Genomic DNA, 15,157 nt, shown 5'->3' with positions numbered 1-15,157 from the left:
GACGGAGGACTACACAATGGCACAACTCACACTCGACGACGTAACGAAAATCTTCCACGACGACGACGAGGGCGAAATCGTCGCCGTCGACGAGGTCTCGGTCGACATCGAGGACGGCGAGTTCCTCTGTGTCGTCGGCCCCTCGGGCTGTGGTAAGTCCACGACGCTCCGGATGATCGCCGGACTCGAAGACATCAGTTCCGGCGAGATTCGACTCGGCGGCGAGGTCATCAACGACCAACCGCCCGCACAGCGTGACGTGGCGATGGTGTTCCAGTCATACGCCCTCTATCCGCACATGACCGTGCGGGAGAACATGGCGTTCGGACTGGAGCAATCGACCGACATGTCCGAAGAAGCGATAGACCAGCAGGTCACCGAAGCGACCGACCTGCTCGGTATCGACGACCTCATCGACCGGAAGCCCGGTGAACTCTCGGGCGGCCAGCAACAGCGCGTCGCGCTGGGCCGGGCTATCGTGCGGGACCCGGAAGTGTTCCTGATGGACGAACCGCTGGCAAATCTGGACGCCAAACTGCGTGCGGAGATGCGGACCGAACTCCAGCACCTGCAGGAGCGACTGGGCGTAACCACGGTCTACGTCACGCACGACCAGACCGAGGCGATGACCATGTCCGACCGCATCGCGATCCTCAACGACGGCATCCTCCAGCAGGCCGCGACGCCGCTGGAGTGCTATCACGAACCGAACAACATGTTCGTCGCCGGGTTCATCGGCGAACCGTCGATGAACTTCTTCGACGTCGAGCGGCAGGGTTCGACGCTCGTCGCCGACGACTTCGAGTACGACCTCTCCGAGGAGACGGCGCGTGAACTGGGCGACAAGACTGACCTGACGCTGGGTATCCGCCCGGAAGACATCGAGGTCATCGACAGTCAGTCCGGGCGCCACGACTACGAGGGCGTCGTCGACGTCGTCGAACCACGCGGGAGCGAGAACACGGTCCACATGATGTTCGATACGAGCGACAGCGCGACCTTCATCGCCACCGTCGACGGGATGCGAGACATCGACTGGGGCCAGCACGTCACCGTCCGGTTCCCGGAAGAAGCGATCCACGTCTTCGATACGAAGACCGGCGAGGCGGTTCGGAACCGCAAACTCGATTCCGTCGAGAAAGTCGAACCAGTCGTCTGAACACGCCGGGTTTTTCGCTGTTCGGCCTCAGGTCCAGCGGTCCAATCCCGTCTGGACGACCGATTCCTCGATGCGCTCGAACCCGCGAGCGACTTCGTCGGCGTCGACTTCCCACTCCTCGGTGACGAACCGCCGTGCGGCGTCGAGGTCGGGGTCGACGTCGGTCGGAATCTCGTACTCGTCGGTGACGGCGGGGTCGAGGAACAGGGACCGAATTCTGTCGGCGTGGTCGATGTGGTCTCCACGAGCCTCTAGCACGCCGTAGAGGTCGCCGTGTTCGTGAATCTCCGTGACCGCCGTCTTGGGGCCGATACCCGAGATGCCCTCGTTGAAGTCGGTCCCCATGAGGATGGCGGCGTCGACGAGTTGTTCCCACGTGAGGTCGTGTTTCGCCAGCGTCGCCTCGAAGTCCATCAGTTCCGGGTCGCCGCTGGAGGTGAGTTGGCGCAGGGTGTACGGCGCCCCGAAGAGCAGCGCGTCGTAGTCCTCGGTTCCCACGTAGTCGACGCCGCCCTGCCGGGCCATGTAGGCCGCTTGCCCCTCGCCCTCGGCCGGGGCGTCGACGACGGGCACGTCGAGCAGACCGAGCAGTTCCCGCGTCGTCTCGACGATGGTGTCGGTGAGCCGCTGGGTTCGAGACTCCAGTTTCGCGACGCGGGTCGCGTCGCCGGCCTCGCGGGCATCTTCGAGTTGGTCCTCGTAGCGCTCACGCTGTTCGCGACGCTTCGCTACCTCGTCGTCCTTGAGGTCGGTGACGGCCCCGTCGAAGACGAACACGGGCGTCAGGTCGTGTTCGAAGAACTTCGGCAACCCCTGGACGACGCCGATGAGGTTCGCCACCTCCGTGCCGTCGGCCGTCGTGTACTTCGCGTCGCTCGTGAACTTGACCGTCGTCGTCAGATAGCGATAGAGCCAGTTGTGGGCGTCGACGGCGACGATGCCCCCGTCTAAGTCCTCGAACGACACGTCTTCGATGACCGCCAGCGAGCGAAGGTCTGCGTTTCCCATTGCCGGGCGTTGGTCGGACAGCGATTTGAATCTCCCGGGACGAGCAAGATACAAACGGGTGGCTGTCACATCCAACAGATATGACAGTCGTCGACACGCTCCGTCGACCGGAGTACACCGGTGCGAACCGCTGTCTCCCGTGTACGGTCGTCAACAGCCTCGTCGCCGCGGTCCTCTCGATACTGGCGGCCGGTGTCGCCGTCGAGGTCGGGGCGACGGCACTCGCCGTCCCGGTCGCACTGGCCGTCGCGCTGCCGGCGGCGGCGGCCATCTATCTGCGCGGCTATCTCGTCCCCGGCACGCCGACGCTCACGAAGCGATATCTCCCGACGCGAGTCCTGCGACTGTTCGGGAAGCACCCGACGGAGCAGGCACACAGTCCCGGCCCAGTCTCGGAGATCGACGTCGAGAGTGTGCTACTGGAGGTAGGCGCCGTCGAACCCTGCGGTGACGACCTGTGTCTCACCGAGTGGTACAGCGAGGCGTGGCAGGACGCGGTCGACAACCTCGACCCGGACCGCGCGACGTTGCTCGAACGACTGGGCGTCAAAGCGTCGTCGGTCGAGTTCGAGGAGTACGGCGACGCGTTCCGCGCGTACGTCGACGAGCGCCACGTCGGGACGTGGGAGTCACGCCCGGCGTTCGAAGCCGACGTCGCCGCAGCGGCGGTACTACAGGAGCGGGCCGACGACTGGGACACCCTCTCGGTCGCGCAGCGCGGACAGGTGCTAAACGGTCTTCGACTGTTCGTCGATACCTGTCCGCGCTGTGGCGGCACGCCGACGTTCGGCACCGAGACGGTACAGTCGTGCTGTAGCGAACACGAGGTGGCAGCGGTCTCCTGTGGGGACTGTGAGGCGCGCCTGTTCGAGTCCAACCCGGTCTAAGCGGGCGCGGGAACCACGGCGGGCGGGTCGGCGTCGCGCTTCTCGGCGAGGAACGACATTTCCGCCTCGGAGAGGTCACGGTCGCGAAACAGGTCGAGTCCGGCCCGATACTGGACAGGGTCACGGTCACCGGGCCATTCGAGTGCCAGTTCCCCGAGACCGCGTTCTTCGCCGCTGAAGCAAAACCCCGCACGGTACGCCGCCTGATACGAGAACGGGTTGTTGACGCCGATAGTCACCCGGTCGTACCCTCGCTGTACCGCCCGGCCGCGGACGAATCGGAGGAGTTCGGCGCCGAACCGCTCGCCCTGTCGGTCCTGTCGCACGGTGATATAGCGGACACACAGGGTGTCGGCGTCGGTGTGGTCCGCGTCGAACGCCGCCGCCGCCACGACGCCGTCGTCGCCGACGACGGCCTTCCCCGTGGAAGTCATCACGAACTTCCCGGCGTAGGCGAACCGTTCGTAGTCGAGGCGGAGTCGATGGCTGTCATCGGGCCATCCGAGCAGGGCGAACTCCATACGACTACTGGCGTCGTCCAGCGAGTTGTACCCTGCGGACGCCAGAGCTACTTTGTGGTCGCTCGGAGAAAGCGAACGTATGCACGGTGACGTCGGGGCGTTCGACCGGTTCGCGCCGGTGTACGACCTCGTGATGCCGCCGGCGCGGGCGAGCAAGCTACGACGCGGTCTCGCGATGGCGACCCGAGAGGTCGACCGAGTCGTCGACGTGGGTGGCGGCCCCGGGCGGGCCATCAGACGACTCGACCTGCCGGAGCGAATCGTCGTCGACGCCGCCCCCGGGATGCTCCGGCGAGCACGCAGTCACGGCCTCGCCGCCATCGCGGGTGACGCCGGCCGTCTCCCGCTCGCGGCCGAGAGCGTCGATGCGGTGCTGATAGTCGACGCGCTCCATCACATGGCGCAGGTCGACGCCGTCATTTCGGAGGCCGCGCGGGTCCTCCGTCCCGGCGGCGTCCTCGTCGTTCGGGAGTTCAATCCCGCGACGCTCCGCGGCCGGGGACTCGTCGCGGCAGAGCATCTCGTCGGGTTCGGTTCGGTCTTTTTCACGCCGGACGAACTGACGCGGCGGGTGGCGACGGCAGGACTGCATCCGACAGTCGTAGAGCGCGGCTTCGGCTACACCGTCGCCGGCGTCAGGGAAAACGAGAGAGAAAAGTGATTCCGGGCCGAATCGGTGCTATGAGCGTCTCGACGGTCGGTCGGAGTCGCATCGAACTGTCGGCCACGTCGGCGGCACTCGCAGTCGGCGACGTCGCCGCGATACTCCTGTTCGTCGCCGTCGGCGAGTACACCCACGGGTACAACCCGTTCGTCGCCGTCGGCCGCGTTGCCGGGACGCTGGCACCGTTTCTCATCGGGTGGGTCCTCGTGGCCGGGGTCGCGGGGATGTACGCCAGTGACGCCACGGGAGACCTCAAGCGGTCGCTGAGCGTCACCATCGTGAGCTGGGTCCTCGCCGTCGTCGTCGCACAAGCCTTGCGCGCGACGGCGTACTTCCACGGTGACGCCGCACTCACGTTCGCTGTCGTCTCCGTCGGTATCGGCGGGGCGCTCCTGTGTCTCTGGCGAGCGAGTGCGACGGTCCTCCTCTCGTCGTGAAAATACGGTATTAAATCAAGCGTGTCGGTGCTGGTGTCCCCTCGTCAGTGGGCCACCGGCCAGCGGCCGAGCGTGGCGCCACGATTATCTAAGCTGGCCTACGTCGAGTGACAGCGTGGACTGAATCCACGCCTGATGGTTCTCTCGGTCGTAGATGACGAACTCCTCGTCACCGATGTTCAGCTCGGCGTATCGCCGTGCCGATTCGTCCGTCCCGGCATCACTCGTGTTGTCCGTGGCGTTCGTGCTCATTGTCCTGATGGCAGTCGGCGCCGCCCGCCTCACTGCCGTGATAATGCGGTATTTCACCGTTGTTAATAAGCACTATCCCCCAGTTATCACTCCGAAAAACCAGCCGCTCGGCCATTAATCACTACCAAACGGCGTTCTCAAAGACTGAAAACCGCAAGTAGAGTTGCATATACTCCGTTAATCCGACGAGGCGTTCGAACGCCTCGGATTCGTCCGGTGACCGAAGCGAAGCCCGTCCTACTGACACACCTCTCGTCCCGTCGACCCTCCGACAGTCCAGTCCCATCAGCCGTCGGACAGCTATCGTGTGGCTTTCCCTCAGTACTGCTCGCATGAACAGAAACCAACGGTACACATCTTCTAACCGGATATTCCGGCCACCTATATCGCCATAAGTTATAGGGATGCTTCAGAAACGCTCTGTACAAAGTACCAGATGCCTACATAGAATACTATGCAAGGATTACGGGAAACACTTATGTGCCCATAGCACGAAGTATAATTCACACTTATGACGGGTTACTACGACGTTGTTCTCGGACTCATCCCGCTCGCAATGGCTGGAATCACCGGTGTCCTCTCGGTCGCTGGCTTCGCCCTGACGACGGCGATTCCGATGGCATCAGTCGTGGCTGTGGGCCTCATCGGCCACGCGATGTTCGTCCGCGCTCCCGTCGATCCGGTTCCGGTCGACTCTCGGGCACAGTCAGACGCCGTCCAGACGGCGGACTGAGAGTACGCACCCGTCACAGAGTTCTACTGCTGTCTCCGCGTGTCGCCACCGAGGTTAAGGACCGGTCGGCCGAAGACGGACGTATGTCGACCGACGCGACAGCGCTGTTCCTCACGAGCGACGAGATAGCTGACCTCGCCGATCCGGACGAGTACGTCGACCCCGTCCGGGCGGGCTACAGAGAACGGGGCCACGGCGCCCCAGCGAAACCCCGGACGACGCTTTTCAACGACGCCCCCGCCGGGATGCTCACGGGCTATCTGGCAATCCTTCCCGAGACGGGAGCGATGGGAGGCTACACTTACGCCGCCGGATTCGAGGGTCGTGACGCCCACTTCGCACTCCCCATCTTCGATGCCGACTCGGGCGAGCCGCTGGCACTGCTCGACGGCGCGAGCATGAACCCCCTGAAGACCGGGGCGGCGGGCGCCGTCGGTCTCGACGCTCTCGCACGAGCCGACGCTACCGACCTCGCGGTCATCGGGAGCGGTACACAGGCACGAGGGCAGGTCCGAGCGGCCGCGAGCGTTCGGGACCTAGAGCGCGTCGAAGTGTTCTCGCCGACACAGGAACACCGAGAGGCGTTCGCCGCCGAGATGAACGAGGCCCTCGATGCGACGGTGGCGGCCGTCGCCTCCTCTGCCGCCGCTGTCGAGGGCGCCGACGTCGTCGTGACGGCGACGAACGCCAGCGACCCGGTCTTCGACGGCGACGTCCTCGAACCGGGGACACACGTCACGGCGATGGGACAGTACCACCCCGCAAAGCACGAACTCGACACGACGACCATCGAGCGTGCGACTTACGTGCCCGACCTTCGGGCCCGCGTGACCCAAGACGCCGGGTCGTTCATCCACGCGATGGAGGCGGGAGCGGTCGACGAGGACGACGTCCACGCCGAGCTAGGCGAGGTACTCGTCGGCGACGCGCCGGGCAGAGCGTCCCCGGAAGACATCACCGTCTTCGACTCGGGCGGGACGGCCATCGAGACGGTGGCCGCCGGCAAGATGCTGTACGACCGCGCCCGCGAGGCCGGTGTCGGTGAGGAGATCCCCTTCGCGCCCGCGAGTAGCGCGATGGACTAAGCGAGGTACGGTGCGATGCCCAGTGCCTCGACGAGCGTGATACCTGCGGCGAGCGACCCGAGGATGTAGCCGGCGATAGTACCGCCGTTGAGCAGCGGTAGACCGGCGTGCGCTCGGCCTTTCAGGACCATCCAGAGGAGGATCACGAGGCCGACGAAGGTGCCGACCATTGCGGTCACGGCCGGGAGTGGGATGCCGAGTACCATATCGACCGTCGCCGGTGCGAAGAAGGCGGCACTCGCTACGAGTACCGTCGGGATGACGGCGTCGCCGAGGCCGATGAACAGCGCGTCACGGTCGAGCGGCCCGGCGTCCCCGTCGGCCGCGCCGTCTTCGTCGTCGCCTGCGTCGCCGCCGGTGGCCGCATCGTCATCGTCGCCCGTCGGGTCCGGCGTCGTCGCATCGAGGAACGAGTACGACAGCGAGAGCGGGATGACGAGGACGACGGGCACCTTGAGGTCCATCACTCCGGACGCCAGCGTCAACATATGTTCGGTGCCGTAGACGCTGATGGCGTCGTAGACGGCAAGTACGGAGAGCAAGACGAGCGCCGGGAGGACTCCGAAACTGATGCCGAACAACCCGGCGCCCGCCGCGCCCATCACCGCGCCCGCGGCGTCGATGACGTACCATTCCGGGTGGACGAGCAAGCCGAGCCCCAGCAGGGCCGCAAGTCCGACCGCGAGGACGTTGACGCCCTCGACGACGAGGACTGGCGGAACCAACACGCGAAAGACGTACAGCGAGAGCCAAGCCCCCGAAAAGACGATCAGCGCGCGGATCAACTGGTCGGCCTCGTAGCGAAACGCCAGCAGCATCACGGCGGTCGCCACGAGAATGGCACCGATGTAGAGGACGCTGTTCGTCGGGTCTGAGGGGTCCTCGACGGCCTGATAGCCGGCGGATTTGAACGGCTCGACCAGTGCCAGCGCCCCCAACTGAACGAACAGGAAGATGAGTCCGATGAGTCCACATCCAGCGACGACACGCCAGCGCCTATCCATGCGACACTCTCCGACAGGACCGGGTTTGAGCGTTACGGAGACGCTTGCCCCCGCAGACGGTCACCGCGCGTACAGCGCCGCGCCGACGAGGGTGGGAAGGTGAACGCCGTCGTCGGGCGAGACGGCCATGTACGGTCGGTCGACGGGGCCGAACACGTCGACTACGTCACCGACCGTCTGGAGTTCCTCGTCTACGAGTGCCGTCCCGAGCGAGGGGTGGCTGTCGTCGGGTGAGCGGACGATAGCCAACCCCTGTGCAGTCCTGACGACGGACCCGACGCGTTTCATTCGCGAAGGGCCTGCATGTACGCGGCCACTGCCCCGAGGAGGTCCGTCTTGGTCGCGTCGTCGGCGTCTTTCACGATCACGCGGCCACGCGCCTCGTACTCGCGTGGATAGGCTTTGTCACGCTCTATGACCGCGTCGTAGCCGACCTGCTGGACGGCCTTTGCTATCTCGTCGACTGTCGGCTCCGTGATGGCGAGGTCACGGGGGACTCGGCGCCCTTCGCTGCGTGAGCGGTCCGCGTCGAACGCTGCGGGCCAGATGACGTTCTCGACCATACCGGGAGTGGCCCCCGCGGGCTTATGTGCCTTTCCGACGGAGGGTCCGAGGACGCAGTAGGGGGAAACTTACATTACCAACTGGGATATGAGTGGGAACCATGGTTAATAAATCGGTGTTGGGGGTTTCGATCGTGGTGCTCGTCGCTGCACTCAGCGTCGGCATCGTGGTCGGGATGCAACTCGGCGGGTCGGCCGCCGCCCCGCAGGACGAAGGCGGAGCACAAACTGAGACAGCCGCCGACGGCGCGGCCGACGACGGCGACGGTAGTGCCAGTACTTCGACGCCGACCACTGAGACGCCGACGACCGAGACCGCGACGGCGACGGCGACACCAGTGGAGACGTCGACGCCACAGCCGACCGAGCGCGAAGCGTACGTGCCGGCGCGATACTACAACGAGACCAAAATCGAGGAGTTGGTGGTCAAGTTCGTCAACGAAGAGCGACAGGAGCGACGGCTCGACCCGATGTCTGCAGAGGGGCGAACCGCACGCCAAATCGCGTCGATGGCCCGAGGCCACAGTGTGGCGATGGCCGGCGAGGGAGCGACCGTCCACGAGATAGACGGCGTCGATAGCGCCGACCGATACCGGAAAAACGACCTCTATACCACCTGTACGTTCCAGGCGGCCGGGAAGCAGTTCACCCGCCGGCCAGACGGCAACGACTTCGAAGCGATCGGAAAGACCGTCGCCGGTCGAACCTACACCGAAGACAACCGAGAGCAGTTCAACGCCGGCAACCGCGAAGTCGCGAAAGCCATCGTCGAGAACTGGTTCGAGACCCGACCGTACCGCGAACGGCTGAGCTACGAGAACGCCGAACGGATGGGCGTCGGCATCAACGTCACCGAGCAGGGTGACGTCTACGCGACTGCAAACATCTGCGGGTAGGGCGTCGGCGCTCGGACTCGGCGACACGTTTAAGTTCTGGGCACCAAACTGTCGTGTTAGACGTTACCATGCAACAACCAACTGGAGACTCTTCGGCCCCGGTCGACCGGGCACTCCTGTGGGCACTCGCCGAGGTCGGGCCGAACTCCCCGACCGTCGCCGCTGCCCGCTGTCCGCTCTCGGTCGAAGCGCCGCGACCTCGGTTCGTAGCACTCGCAGAGCGAGACCTCGTAGAGCGCGTTTCACACGAACCGGTCTACCGGATTACCGACGATGGCCAGCAACTACTGGCCGCTGGGAGCGGAACGCCGCAGTCGGTCACGGGTGACTAGCGACGGCGCCAGAGAACCTGTCCGATCATCGAGAGAACCGTCTGGTCGGCCTGCGTGGTCGTGGTCACCTCGATGGCGACGCGCCCCCGGTCCTCGTCCCACACGTCCCTTTCGGCGACTTCGGTCCTGACCGAGAGCGTATCGCCCGGGTAGACCGGCGTCGGCCACCGGAGCGAGTCGACGCCGAGCGCCCCCATCGCGCCCGACCCCGATAGCTGATGCTCGACGAGCAGTCGCATCGTCATCGCCGCGGTGTGCCACCCGCTGGCAACGAGACCGCCGAACATGGACTCCTCTGCGGCGTCTTCGTCCGTGTGAAACGGCTGTGGGTCGTACCGGCCGGCGAAGGAGGTTATCTCCTCGCGCGTGACCTCGTAGGCGCCAAACTCCCGTGTGTCACCGACCGTGAGGTCCTCGAAGTACTCCATGGCAGACACAGTCCGTGCTGCCGCCTAACAGTTGCGGCGAACGGATACGAACCGCGAGAATCAGTTACTGGTCTGGTTCTGCTGGCTGCCGTTACCGCTCGACTGCTGGTCGGCGATCCACTGGTCGTACTCGTCCTGTGGCATCACCTGCACGGTACCCAGCATCTTCGAGTGGCCGGAGCCACAGTACTCCGCACAGTAGAGCTGATAGGTTCCGGGCTCGTCCGGCACCGTCCGCAGGCGGTTGTACTGGCCGGGGAACGCGTCGGCTTTCAGGCCGAGGCTCGGGACGTGGAAGGCGTGGAGCCAGTCGCGTGACGTCACCCGCAACACGACTTCCCGATCCGCCGGCAATCGGAGCGTCCCGGTCGACGTCGCTTCGGCGGTGTTACTGAAGCTCGAACCGTTGTAGTAGAACGACCATCCGTAGCGGTACGCCTGCACTTCGATGCGTTCGGGGTTCTCCTGCTGGAGGGCCGCCTGATCACCCGCTTCGGCGGTGACGTAGGGGCTCGCCATCACCTGATACGAGGCGACGCCCACGAACAGGAGGATGATTGCCGTCGCGATGGTCCACGTGATTTCGAGGCGGCGGTTCTCCATCGTCGGGAGCGGTTCGTCCTGATTGCGGAACCGCCAGACGGTGTAGATGAGAATCCCCTCGACCAGTACGGTAATCGGGATAGCGACGTAGAGCAGGCTCAGGTTCAGATCCCAAATCTGTCGTACCGTCGTCGAGGCGGACGGCTGTGCTGCGACCGGTTCGGCGGCGAGCGCGAGTAACGCAGCGCCGAACAGAGCGACCAGACCGGCGCGTCTCCGGGTCATGTGCGCGGCTTAGGATTTCGGGGATAAATAACTGCTGTCTTGCCCTCACCCGGTCTCTGTCGGTGACTCTCTGTGCAGTCGTCTCCCCCTCGGAAACGGACCGCTACACCGCCAAATAAAGGGTGTGCGTCTGCGGAGGCGGCTGGAAAAGCGAGGAGTCTAAGTGTCCGCCGCCGAAGGCTACACCAATGGCAGAGCGCAGGGCGTTCTCGGGACTGCTGGCCGCCACGGCCGTCGGCGTCTATCTGCTGGTCATCGCCGGTGCGACGGCCGCGATCACCGACGCAGTGACAGCATGCACGACGTGGCCGCTGTGTCAGGGCCCAGTCACGCTCGAAAACCCCGACCTGCTGATAGCTCGCGGACACCGACTGACCGCCGCCGCAGTCGGCGTCCTCACGCTCGTGACCGTCGGCGTCGGCCTCCGGACGGCGACCCGACGCCGCGTCAAGGCGGCGCTCGTGACCGGCCTCGCACTGTATCCGGTGCAAGTCGCCCTCGGTGCCTTCGTCGCGACGACCGGCGCTGCGGGACAACTCCCCAGTGCCCACCTCGCGACGGGGATGGCCATCTTCACGTCGTTCGTCCTCGCGCTCGCGTGGCATCTGGAAGCGGAGACGGGCAGCGACGACGACGAACGTGTCGCGAACCCCGAACCCGACCCGATGCCCGGCGACGGGGGCGAACCCACACCGACCCCGACACTGTCGGGGCGCGACCGAGTCGTCGCCACCGTCGGCGCTTACTTCCGGTTGATGAAACCACGCCTGATGTGGCTCCTGTGTCTCGTCGCCGGAGCGGGGATGGCACTTGCGGCGGACCCGGCACTGACGTCCGGTTCGGGACTCACCGTTCGTACCGTCGTCTTGACCCTCGGCGGCGGCGTCCTCGCAATCGGTGCCTCGGGAACGTTCAACCACGTCCTCGAACGGGACATCGACAAGCGGATGGACCGCACCTCGGACCGCCCCATCGCGACCCACCAGATTCCGGTTCGGAACGCGCTCACCTTCGGCGTTGGATTGGCGCTCGCGGCGCTGGCCCTATTCTGGCAGGTCAACGTCCTCGCCGCCGCCCTCGGCCTGTCGGCGATTCTGTTCTACAGCGTCGTCTACACGCTCGTGTTGAAGCCCAACACCGTCCAGAACACGGTCCTCGGCGGGGCCGCGGGGGCGCTCCCCGCGCTCATCGGCTGGGCCGCCGTCGACGGGACCATCGGCCTCCCGGGACTGGCGCTGGCCGGCGTCATCTTCCTGTGGACGCCGGCGCACTTCTACAACCTCGCGCTCGCGTACAAGGACGACTACGAGGCCGGCGGGTTCCCGATGATGCCCGTCGTCCGCGGGGAGACGGAGACGCGCAAACACATCGTCTACTACCTCGGGGCGACGCTCGTCGCCTCCGGCGTGCTGGCGTCGCTGACGTCGCTCGGATGGCTGTACGCGCTTACCTCGGCGGCACTGGGCGCCGTCTTCCTCTGGGCCGTGGTGGAACTTCACCGCAAACAGACCGAGGCCGCCGCGTTCCGCGCGTTCCACGCCTCGAACGCCTACCTCGGGATGTTACTGCTCGCCATCGTCGTCGACGCCCTCGTCCTATGAGCACGACCACCGCGACCCTCGCCGACGGTTTGCCCGATCAGGAGACGCTCGTCCGGTGGGGTGCCGTTCTCAACACCGAGGTCTTGCTGGTGCTTGCCTACGTGAGCCTCGCTGACGCACCGACCACGGACCCGGTCACGCTGGCGTTCCCGTTCGTCTGGTTGAACGCGGCCGCGCTCGTGTTCGCGACGGTTCGCCCGCCGACGGCGTCGGCGCGGCGCAAGGGGGCGGCTTTCGCCGTCGCGGTCGGCTACTGGCTCGTACTGGCGTACGTGGGCGGCGTGTTCGGGACCGGGGGGCAAGGGACCGGCCTCAGGTGGATTCTCGCGGCCCCGCCCGGGTTCTCGCCGGGTCTGGTGTACAGCGGCACGACGCTCGCGGCGGTGGTCCTGCCCTGGAAAGTCGCGGGCTACCTCTCGCTGGCGTACCTACTGTACGTAACCGTGCTGGACGCGAGCGGGGGTCTGGCCGGCGGCATCCTCGGTCTGTTCTCCTGTGTGAGCTGTGTTCTCCCGATCGTGGCTTCGGTCGTCGGCGGTGCCCTCGGCGTCGGGGGTGCGCTGTATCAGGCGGCGATGGCCCAGTCCTACGGCACGTCCACGCTGGTCTACCTCGTGTCGGTGGGGCTGCTGTACGCCGCCCACCGGTTCGACGTGACGCTGGTCGGCCGCCTCCGGAACTGAAGCCGTTTTGTGCCCGGCCCTCGAAGCCCGGGTATGAGCGAAGTCAGCATCGAATACTGCGTCCCGTGTGGGTTCCGCGAGCGTGCGTTAGACGTAGAGCGAGCCATCTTGAACGGCGTCGAGGGTGAACTGGACCGGATGAGTCTCGTGATGGGCGACCACGGCGTGTTCCGCGTCGACGTCGAGGGCGAGACAGTGTACGACAAGGACGAGCACGACTACGACGTCGACGACATCGTCCGTCGCGTGCGGGACCGACTGTAACCGCAGACAGAGCGGAACGGCTTTCGGCGGCGGTACCCGACGGTGGGGTATGGACGAGGTACTGGTCGCCGAGGACGTCCGCCGGGCGTACGGCGACACCGTCGCGCTCGACGGCGTGTCGCTCTCCGCGACGGCGGGAGAAGTGCTGGCGCTCGTCGGGCCGAACGGGGCCGGAAAGACGACACTCGTTCGGGCCCTGACAGGGACGACCGACGCCGAGGGCCGCGTCGAGTTGTTCGGGACGCCGCCGACCGCCGTCGAGCGGGACCGTATCGGCCTGCTGCCACAGTCGTTTTCACCGCACGAGCGTCTCACTGCTCGCGAACTCGTCGCCTACTACGCGGGGCTGTACGACGAGACCCGGGACGTAGACGCCGTGCTCGCGGACGTTGGACTCGCCGACACCGCAGACACCACCTACGAGAACCTCTCTGGTGGGCAACAGCGCCGGACCTGCGTGGCGACGGCGCTCATCAACGACCCGGACCTGCTGTTTCTGGACGAACCGACGACTGGCATCGACCCCGCCGGTCGGCAGTCACTCTGGGACCTGCTGGAGGGGTTGGCCGACCGCGGCGTCACGATCGTCGTGACGACACACTACATGGAGGAGGCGCGGCGACTCGCGGACCGGGTCGGCCTGCTCTCGGAGGGGCGACTCGTCGCGCTCGACGACCCGGAGACGCTGATAGCCGACCACGGCGGTGACAGCCAGCTGCTCGTCGACGGCACCTTCGACGAAGGGGTGCCGGACGCCATCGACTACCCCGCTCGGACCGCGCTCCGAAACGGAACGCTCGTCGTCTACGGCGTACGCCCCGAGTCCATCGGGAGCGTCGTCGACGAACTCGACGCGGCGGGCGTCGGCTACGACAGTCTGACGTGGACAGAGCCGGACCTCGAAGCCGTCTACCTCGAACTGACCGGCACGGGCGTCGGCCGTGGCGGCGAACCGCGCGGTGACGAGGCGACGGCGGGGGGTGCCCGATGAGCAGACTGGGACGACTTCGCGCGGAGTCTCGCGCGGCGGCGCTGGCGTTCCTGCGTCGGCGGACCGCCGTCTTCTTCACGTTTTTCTTCCCGCTCATCATCGTCGTCATCTTCGGCGTCCTCGTCCAGACTCGACCCGGCGGTGGCGGTCTGTTCACCGAACCGCCGGCCTACTACGCGCCGGGCTACCTCGCCGTCGTCGTCCTGTTCACGCCGCTCTCCCGGGTCGGAAGCGAAGTCGCACGACACCGCGACGGGAACCGCTTCGAGAAACTGGCGACGACGCCGTTGACCCGGCCCGAGTGGCTCCTCGCCCAGACGCTCGTCAACGTCGTCATCATCGGCCTCGCTGGCATCGTCCTGTTGGGCCTGATGGTCGTCCTCACCGGGGCGGAGATAGCGTTCTCGCCGCTGTTGGTCCCGTTCGTCGTCCTCGGCGTGGCGCTGTTCTGTGGCGTGGGCGCGATGCTCGGGAGTCTGGCCGACTCACAGGACGGCGTCATCTCTGCGAGCAACGGCATCGCGCTCCCCCTACTCTTCCTCTCGGAGACGTTCGTGCCGCCGTCGCTCCTGCCAGCGTGGCTTCCGACGTGGCTCTCGCCGCTGACGTACTTCTCGCGCGGCGTACGGGCGGTGACGACCGGGGTCGGCGACTCGCTGGTCCCGCTCGCCGTCCTGACGGCGTGTGCCGTCGTCGGGTTCCTCGTCGGTGCGCGACTCCTCCCGCGGACCGACTGAACACCACCCCGGTGTGTGATACCGCGCGGAGCAACTCGCGACGTACCCGACCGACCTCGGCGGCCGCCAGAGGCTGATCGGCAT

Annotated in this window: 21 protein-coding genes; 13 read left to right on the top strand and 8 right to left on the bottom strand. The window is 66.0% G+C overall.

The genetic code is table 11. The features are described from left to right. The first annotated feature begins 16 nt into the window (after positions 1-16). Positions 17-1,159, top strand: coding sequence for an ABC transporter ATP-binding protein (locus tag IEY28_RS02595; RefSeq protein ID WP_188994273.1), 1,143 nt, complete (start codon positions 17-19; stop codon positions 1,157-1,159). A 27-nt stretch (positions 1,160-1,186) separates the two neighbouring features. Here the strand turns inward: IEY28_RS02595 and fen are convergent, their stop codons facing one another. Continuing rightward, positions 1,187-2,167, bottom strand: coding sequence for a flap endonuclease-1 (gene fen, locus IEY28_RS02590; protein ID WP_188994271.1), 981 nt, complete (start codon positions 2,165-2,167; stop codon positions 1,187-1,189). An 80-nt stretch (positions 2,168-2,247) separates the two neighbouring features. Between fen and IEY28_RS02585 the strand changes: the two genes are divergently transcribed. After that, a complete protein-coding gene (locus IEY28_RS02585) occupies positions 2,248-3,054 on the top strand; it encodes a DUF8054 domain-containing protein (RefSeq protein WP_188994269.1) in 807 nt (268 codons plus the stop codon). On the opposite strand, the gene IEY28_RS02580 is transcribed toward IEY28_RS02585, so the two are convergent. Beyond that, entirely contained in the window at positions 3,051-3,575 is a 525-nt protein-coding gene (locus IEY28_RS02580; RefSeq protein ID WP_188994267.1) for a GNAT family N-acetyltransferase, read from the bottom strand. The two genes, IEY28_RS02585 and IEY28_RS02580, sit on opposite strands and share 4 nt — an antisense overlap. A gap of 79 nt (positions 3,576-3,654) precedes the next feature. Between IEY28_RS02580 and IEY28_RS02575 the strand changes: the two genes are divergently transcribed. Then, positions 3,655-4,236, top strand: coding sequence for a class I SAM-dependent methyltransferase (locus IEY28_RS02575; RefSeq protein ID WP_188994265.1), 582 nt, complete (start codon positions 3,655-3,657; stop codon positions 4,234-4,236). A gap of 20 nt (positions 4,237-4,256) precedes the next feature. Continuing rightward, positions 4,257-4,676 carry a DUF3054 domain-containing protein gene (locus IEY28_RS02570; protein WP_188994263.1) on the top strand — a complete coding sequence of 140 codons (420 nt, stop codon included), beginning with the start codon at positions 4,257-4,259 and terminating at the stop codon, positions 4,674-4,676. A gap of 84 nt (positions 4,677-4,760) precedes the next feature. Here IEY28_RS02570 and IEY28_RS02565 read toward each other — a convergent pair whose 3' ends face one another. Then, positions 4,761-4,928: a DUF7331 family protein gene (locus tag IEY28_RS02565; protein WP_188994261.1), complete on the bottom strand. Its 168-nt coding sequence runs from the start codon at positions 4,926-4,928 to the stop codon at positions 4,761-4,763. A 511-nt stretch (positions 4,929-5,439) separates the two neighbouring features. Between IEY28_RS02565 and IEY28_RS02560 the strand changes: the two genes are divergently transcribed. After that, positions 5,440-5,661, top strand: a complete 222-nt coding sequence (locus IEY28_RS02560; protein ID WP_166969285.1) for a DUF8015 family protein — start codon at positions 5,440-5,442, stop codon at positions 5,659-5,661. 83 nt (positions 5,662-5,744) lie between these two features. Further along, on the top strand, positions 5,745-6,746 hold the full coding sequence (locus IEY28_RS02555; RefSeq protein WP_188994258.1) for an ornithine cyclodeaminase family protein: 1,002 nt from the start codon (positions 5,745-5,747) through the stop codon (positions 6,744-6,746). On the opposite strand, the gene IEY28_RS02550 is transcribed toward IEY28_RS02555, so the two are convergent. Genes IEY28_RS02550 through srp19 form a run of 3 tightly spaced genes read right to left on the bottom strand, consistent with a single transcriptional unit; the run spans position 6,743 to position 8,313 of the window. Further along, a complete protein-coding gene (locus IEY28_RS02550) occupies positions 6,743-7,750 on the bottom strand; it encodes a presenilin family intramembrane aspartyl protease PSH (protein WP_188994256.1) in 1,008 nt (335 codons plus the stop codon). The genes IEY28_RS02555 and IEY28_RS02550 overlap by 4 nt on opposite strands. A gap of 60 nt (positions 7,751-7,810) precedes the next feature. Next, the gene (locus IEY28_RS02545; RefSeq protein ID WP_188994254.1) at positions 7,811-8,038 is read right to left on the bottom strand and encodes an H/ACA ribonucleoprotein complex subunit GAR1; all 228 of its coding nucleotides are present in this window, start codon (positions 8,036-8,038) and stop codon (positions 7,811-7,813) included. Further along, positions 8,035-8,313: a signal recognition particle subunit SRP19 gene (gene srp19 / locus IEY28_RS02540; protein ID WP_166969280.1), complete on the bottom strand. Its 279-nt coding sequence runs from the start codon at positions 8,311-8,313 to the stop codon at positions 8,035-8,037. The genes IEY28_RS02545 and srp19 overlap by 4 nt, the downstream gene beginning before the upstream one ends. 134 nt (positions 8,314-8,447) lie before the next feature. Here srp19 and IEY28_RS02535 point away from each other — a divergent pair, with 134 nt between their 5' ends. Continuing rightward, positions 8,448-9,209 carry a CAP domain-containing protein gene (locus IEY28_RS02535; protein ID WP_188994252.1) on the top strand — a complete coding sequence of 254 codons (762 nt, stop codon included), beginning with the start codon at positions 8,448-8,450 and terminating at the stop codon, positions 9,207-9,209. Positions 9,210-9,277: 68 nt separating this feature from the next. Beyond that, the gene (locus tag IEY28_RS02530; RefSeq protein WP_188994249.1) at positions 9,278-9,541 is read left to right on the top strand and encodes a hypothetical protein; all 264 of its coding nucleotides are present in this window, start codon (positions 9,278-9,280) and stop codon (positions 9,539-9,541) included. Here the strand turns inward: IEY28_RS02530 and IEY28_RS02525 are convergent. Next, a complete protein-coding gene (locus IEY28_RS02525; RefSeq protein WP_188994247.1) occupies positions 9,538-9,969 on the bottom strand; it encodes a MaoC family dehydratase in 432 nt (143 codons plus the stop codon). The genes IEY28_RS02530 and IEY28_RS02525 overlap by 4 nt on opposite strands. 60 nt (positions 9,970-10,029) lie before the next feature. Then, on the bottom strand, positions 10,030-10,797 hold the full coding sequence (gene coxB / locus IEY28_RS02520) for a cytochrome c oxidase subunit II (RefSeq protein ID WP_188994245.1): 768 nt from the start codon (positions 10,795-10,797) through the stop codon (positions 10,030-10,032). A 188-nt stretch (positions 10,798-10,985) separates the two neighbouring features. On the opposite strand from coxB, the gene IEY28_RS02515 reads away from it, so the two are divergent. The 5 genes from IEY28_RS02515 to IEY28_RS02495 are packed head-to-tail and all read left to right on the top strand — an operon-like array spanning position 10,986 to position 15,073. Beyond that, positions 10,986-12,398: a heme o synthase gene (locus tag IEY28_RS02515; RefSeq protein WP_188994243.1), complete on the top strand. Its 1,413-nt coding sequence runs from the start codon at positions 10,986-10,988 to the stop codon at positions 12,396-12,398. Beyond that, entirely contained in the window at positions 12,395-13,081 is a 687-nt protein-coding gene (locus tag IEY28_RS02510; protein WP_188994241.1) for a DUF7546 family protein, read from the top strand. Before IEY28_RS02515 ends, IEY28_RS02510 begins: the two co-directional genes overlap by 4 nt. A 33-nt stretch (positions 13,082-13,114) precedes the next feature. Further along, positions 13,115-13,345, top strand: coding sequence for an Rdx family protein (locus IEY28_RS02505; RefSeq protein WP_166969266.1), 231 nt, complete (start codon positions 13,115-13,117; stop codon positions 13,343-13,345). 49 nt (positions 13,346-13,394) lie between these two features. Next, the gene (locus tag IEY28_RS02500; protein WP_188994239.1) at positions 13,395-14,336 is read left to right on the top strand and encodes an ABC transporter ATP-binding protein; all 942 of its coding nucleotides are present in this window, start codon (positions 13,395-13,397) and stop codon (positions 14,334-14,336) included. Beyond that, complete coding sequence (locus IEY28_RS02495; protein WP_188994237.1) at positions 14,333-15,073, top strand: ABC transporter permease; 741 nt, start codon at positions 14,333-14,335, stop codon at positions 15,071-15,073. The genes IEY28_RS02500 and IEY28_RS02495 overlap by 4 nt, the downstream gene beginning before the upstream one ends. Positions 15,074-15,157: the final 84 nt, after the last annotated feature.

The organism is Haloarcula pellucida, from assembly GCF_014647235.1.
Lineage (GTDB): Archaea > Halobacteriota > Halobacteria > Halobacteriales > Haloarculaceae > Haloarcula > Haloarcula pellucida.
The sequence above is the reverse complement of the archived record's forward strand: the minus strand, read 5'-3'. Positions and strand labels throughout refer to the sequence as shown.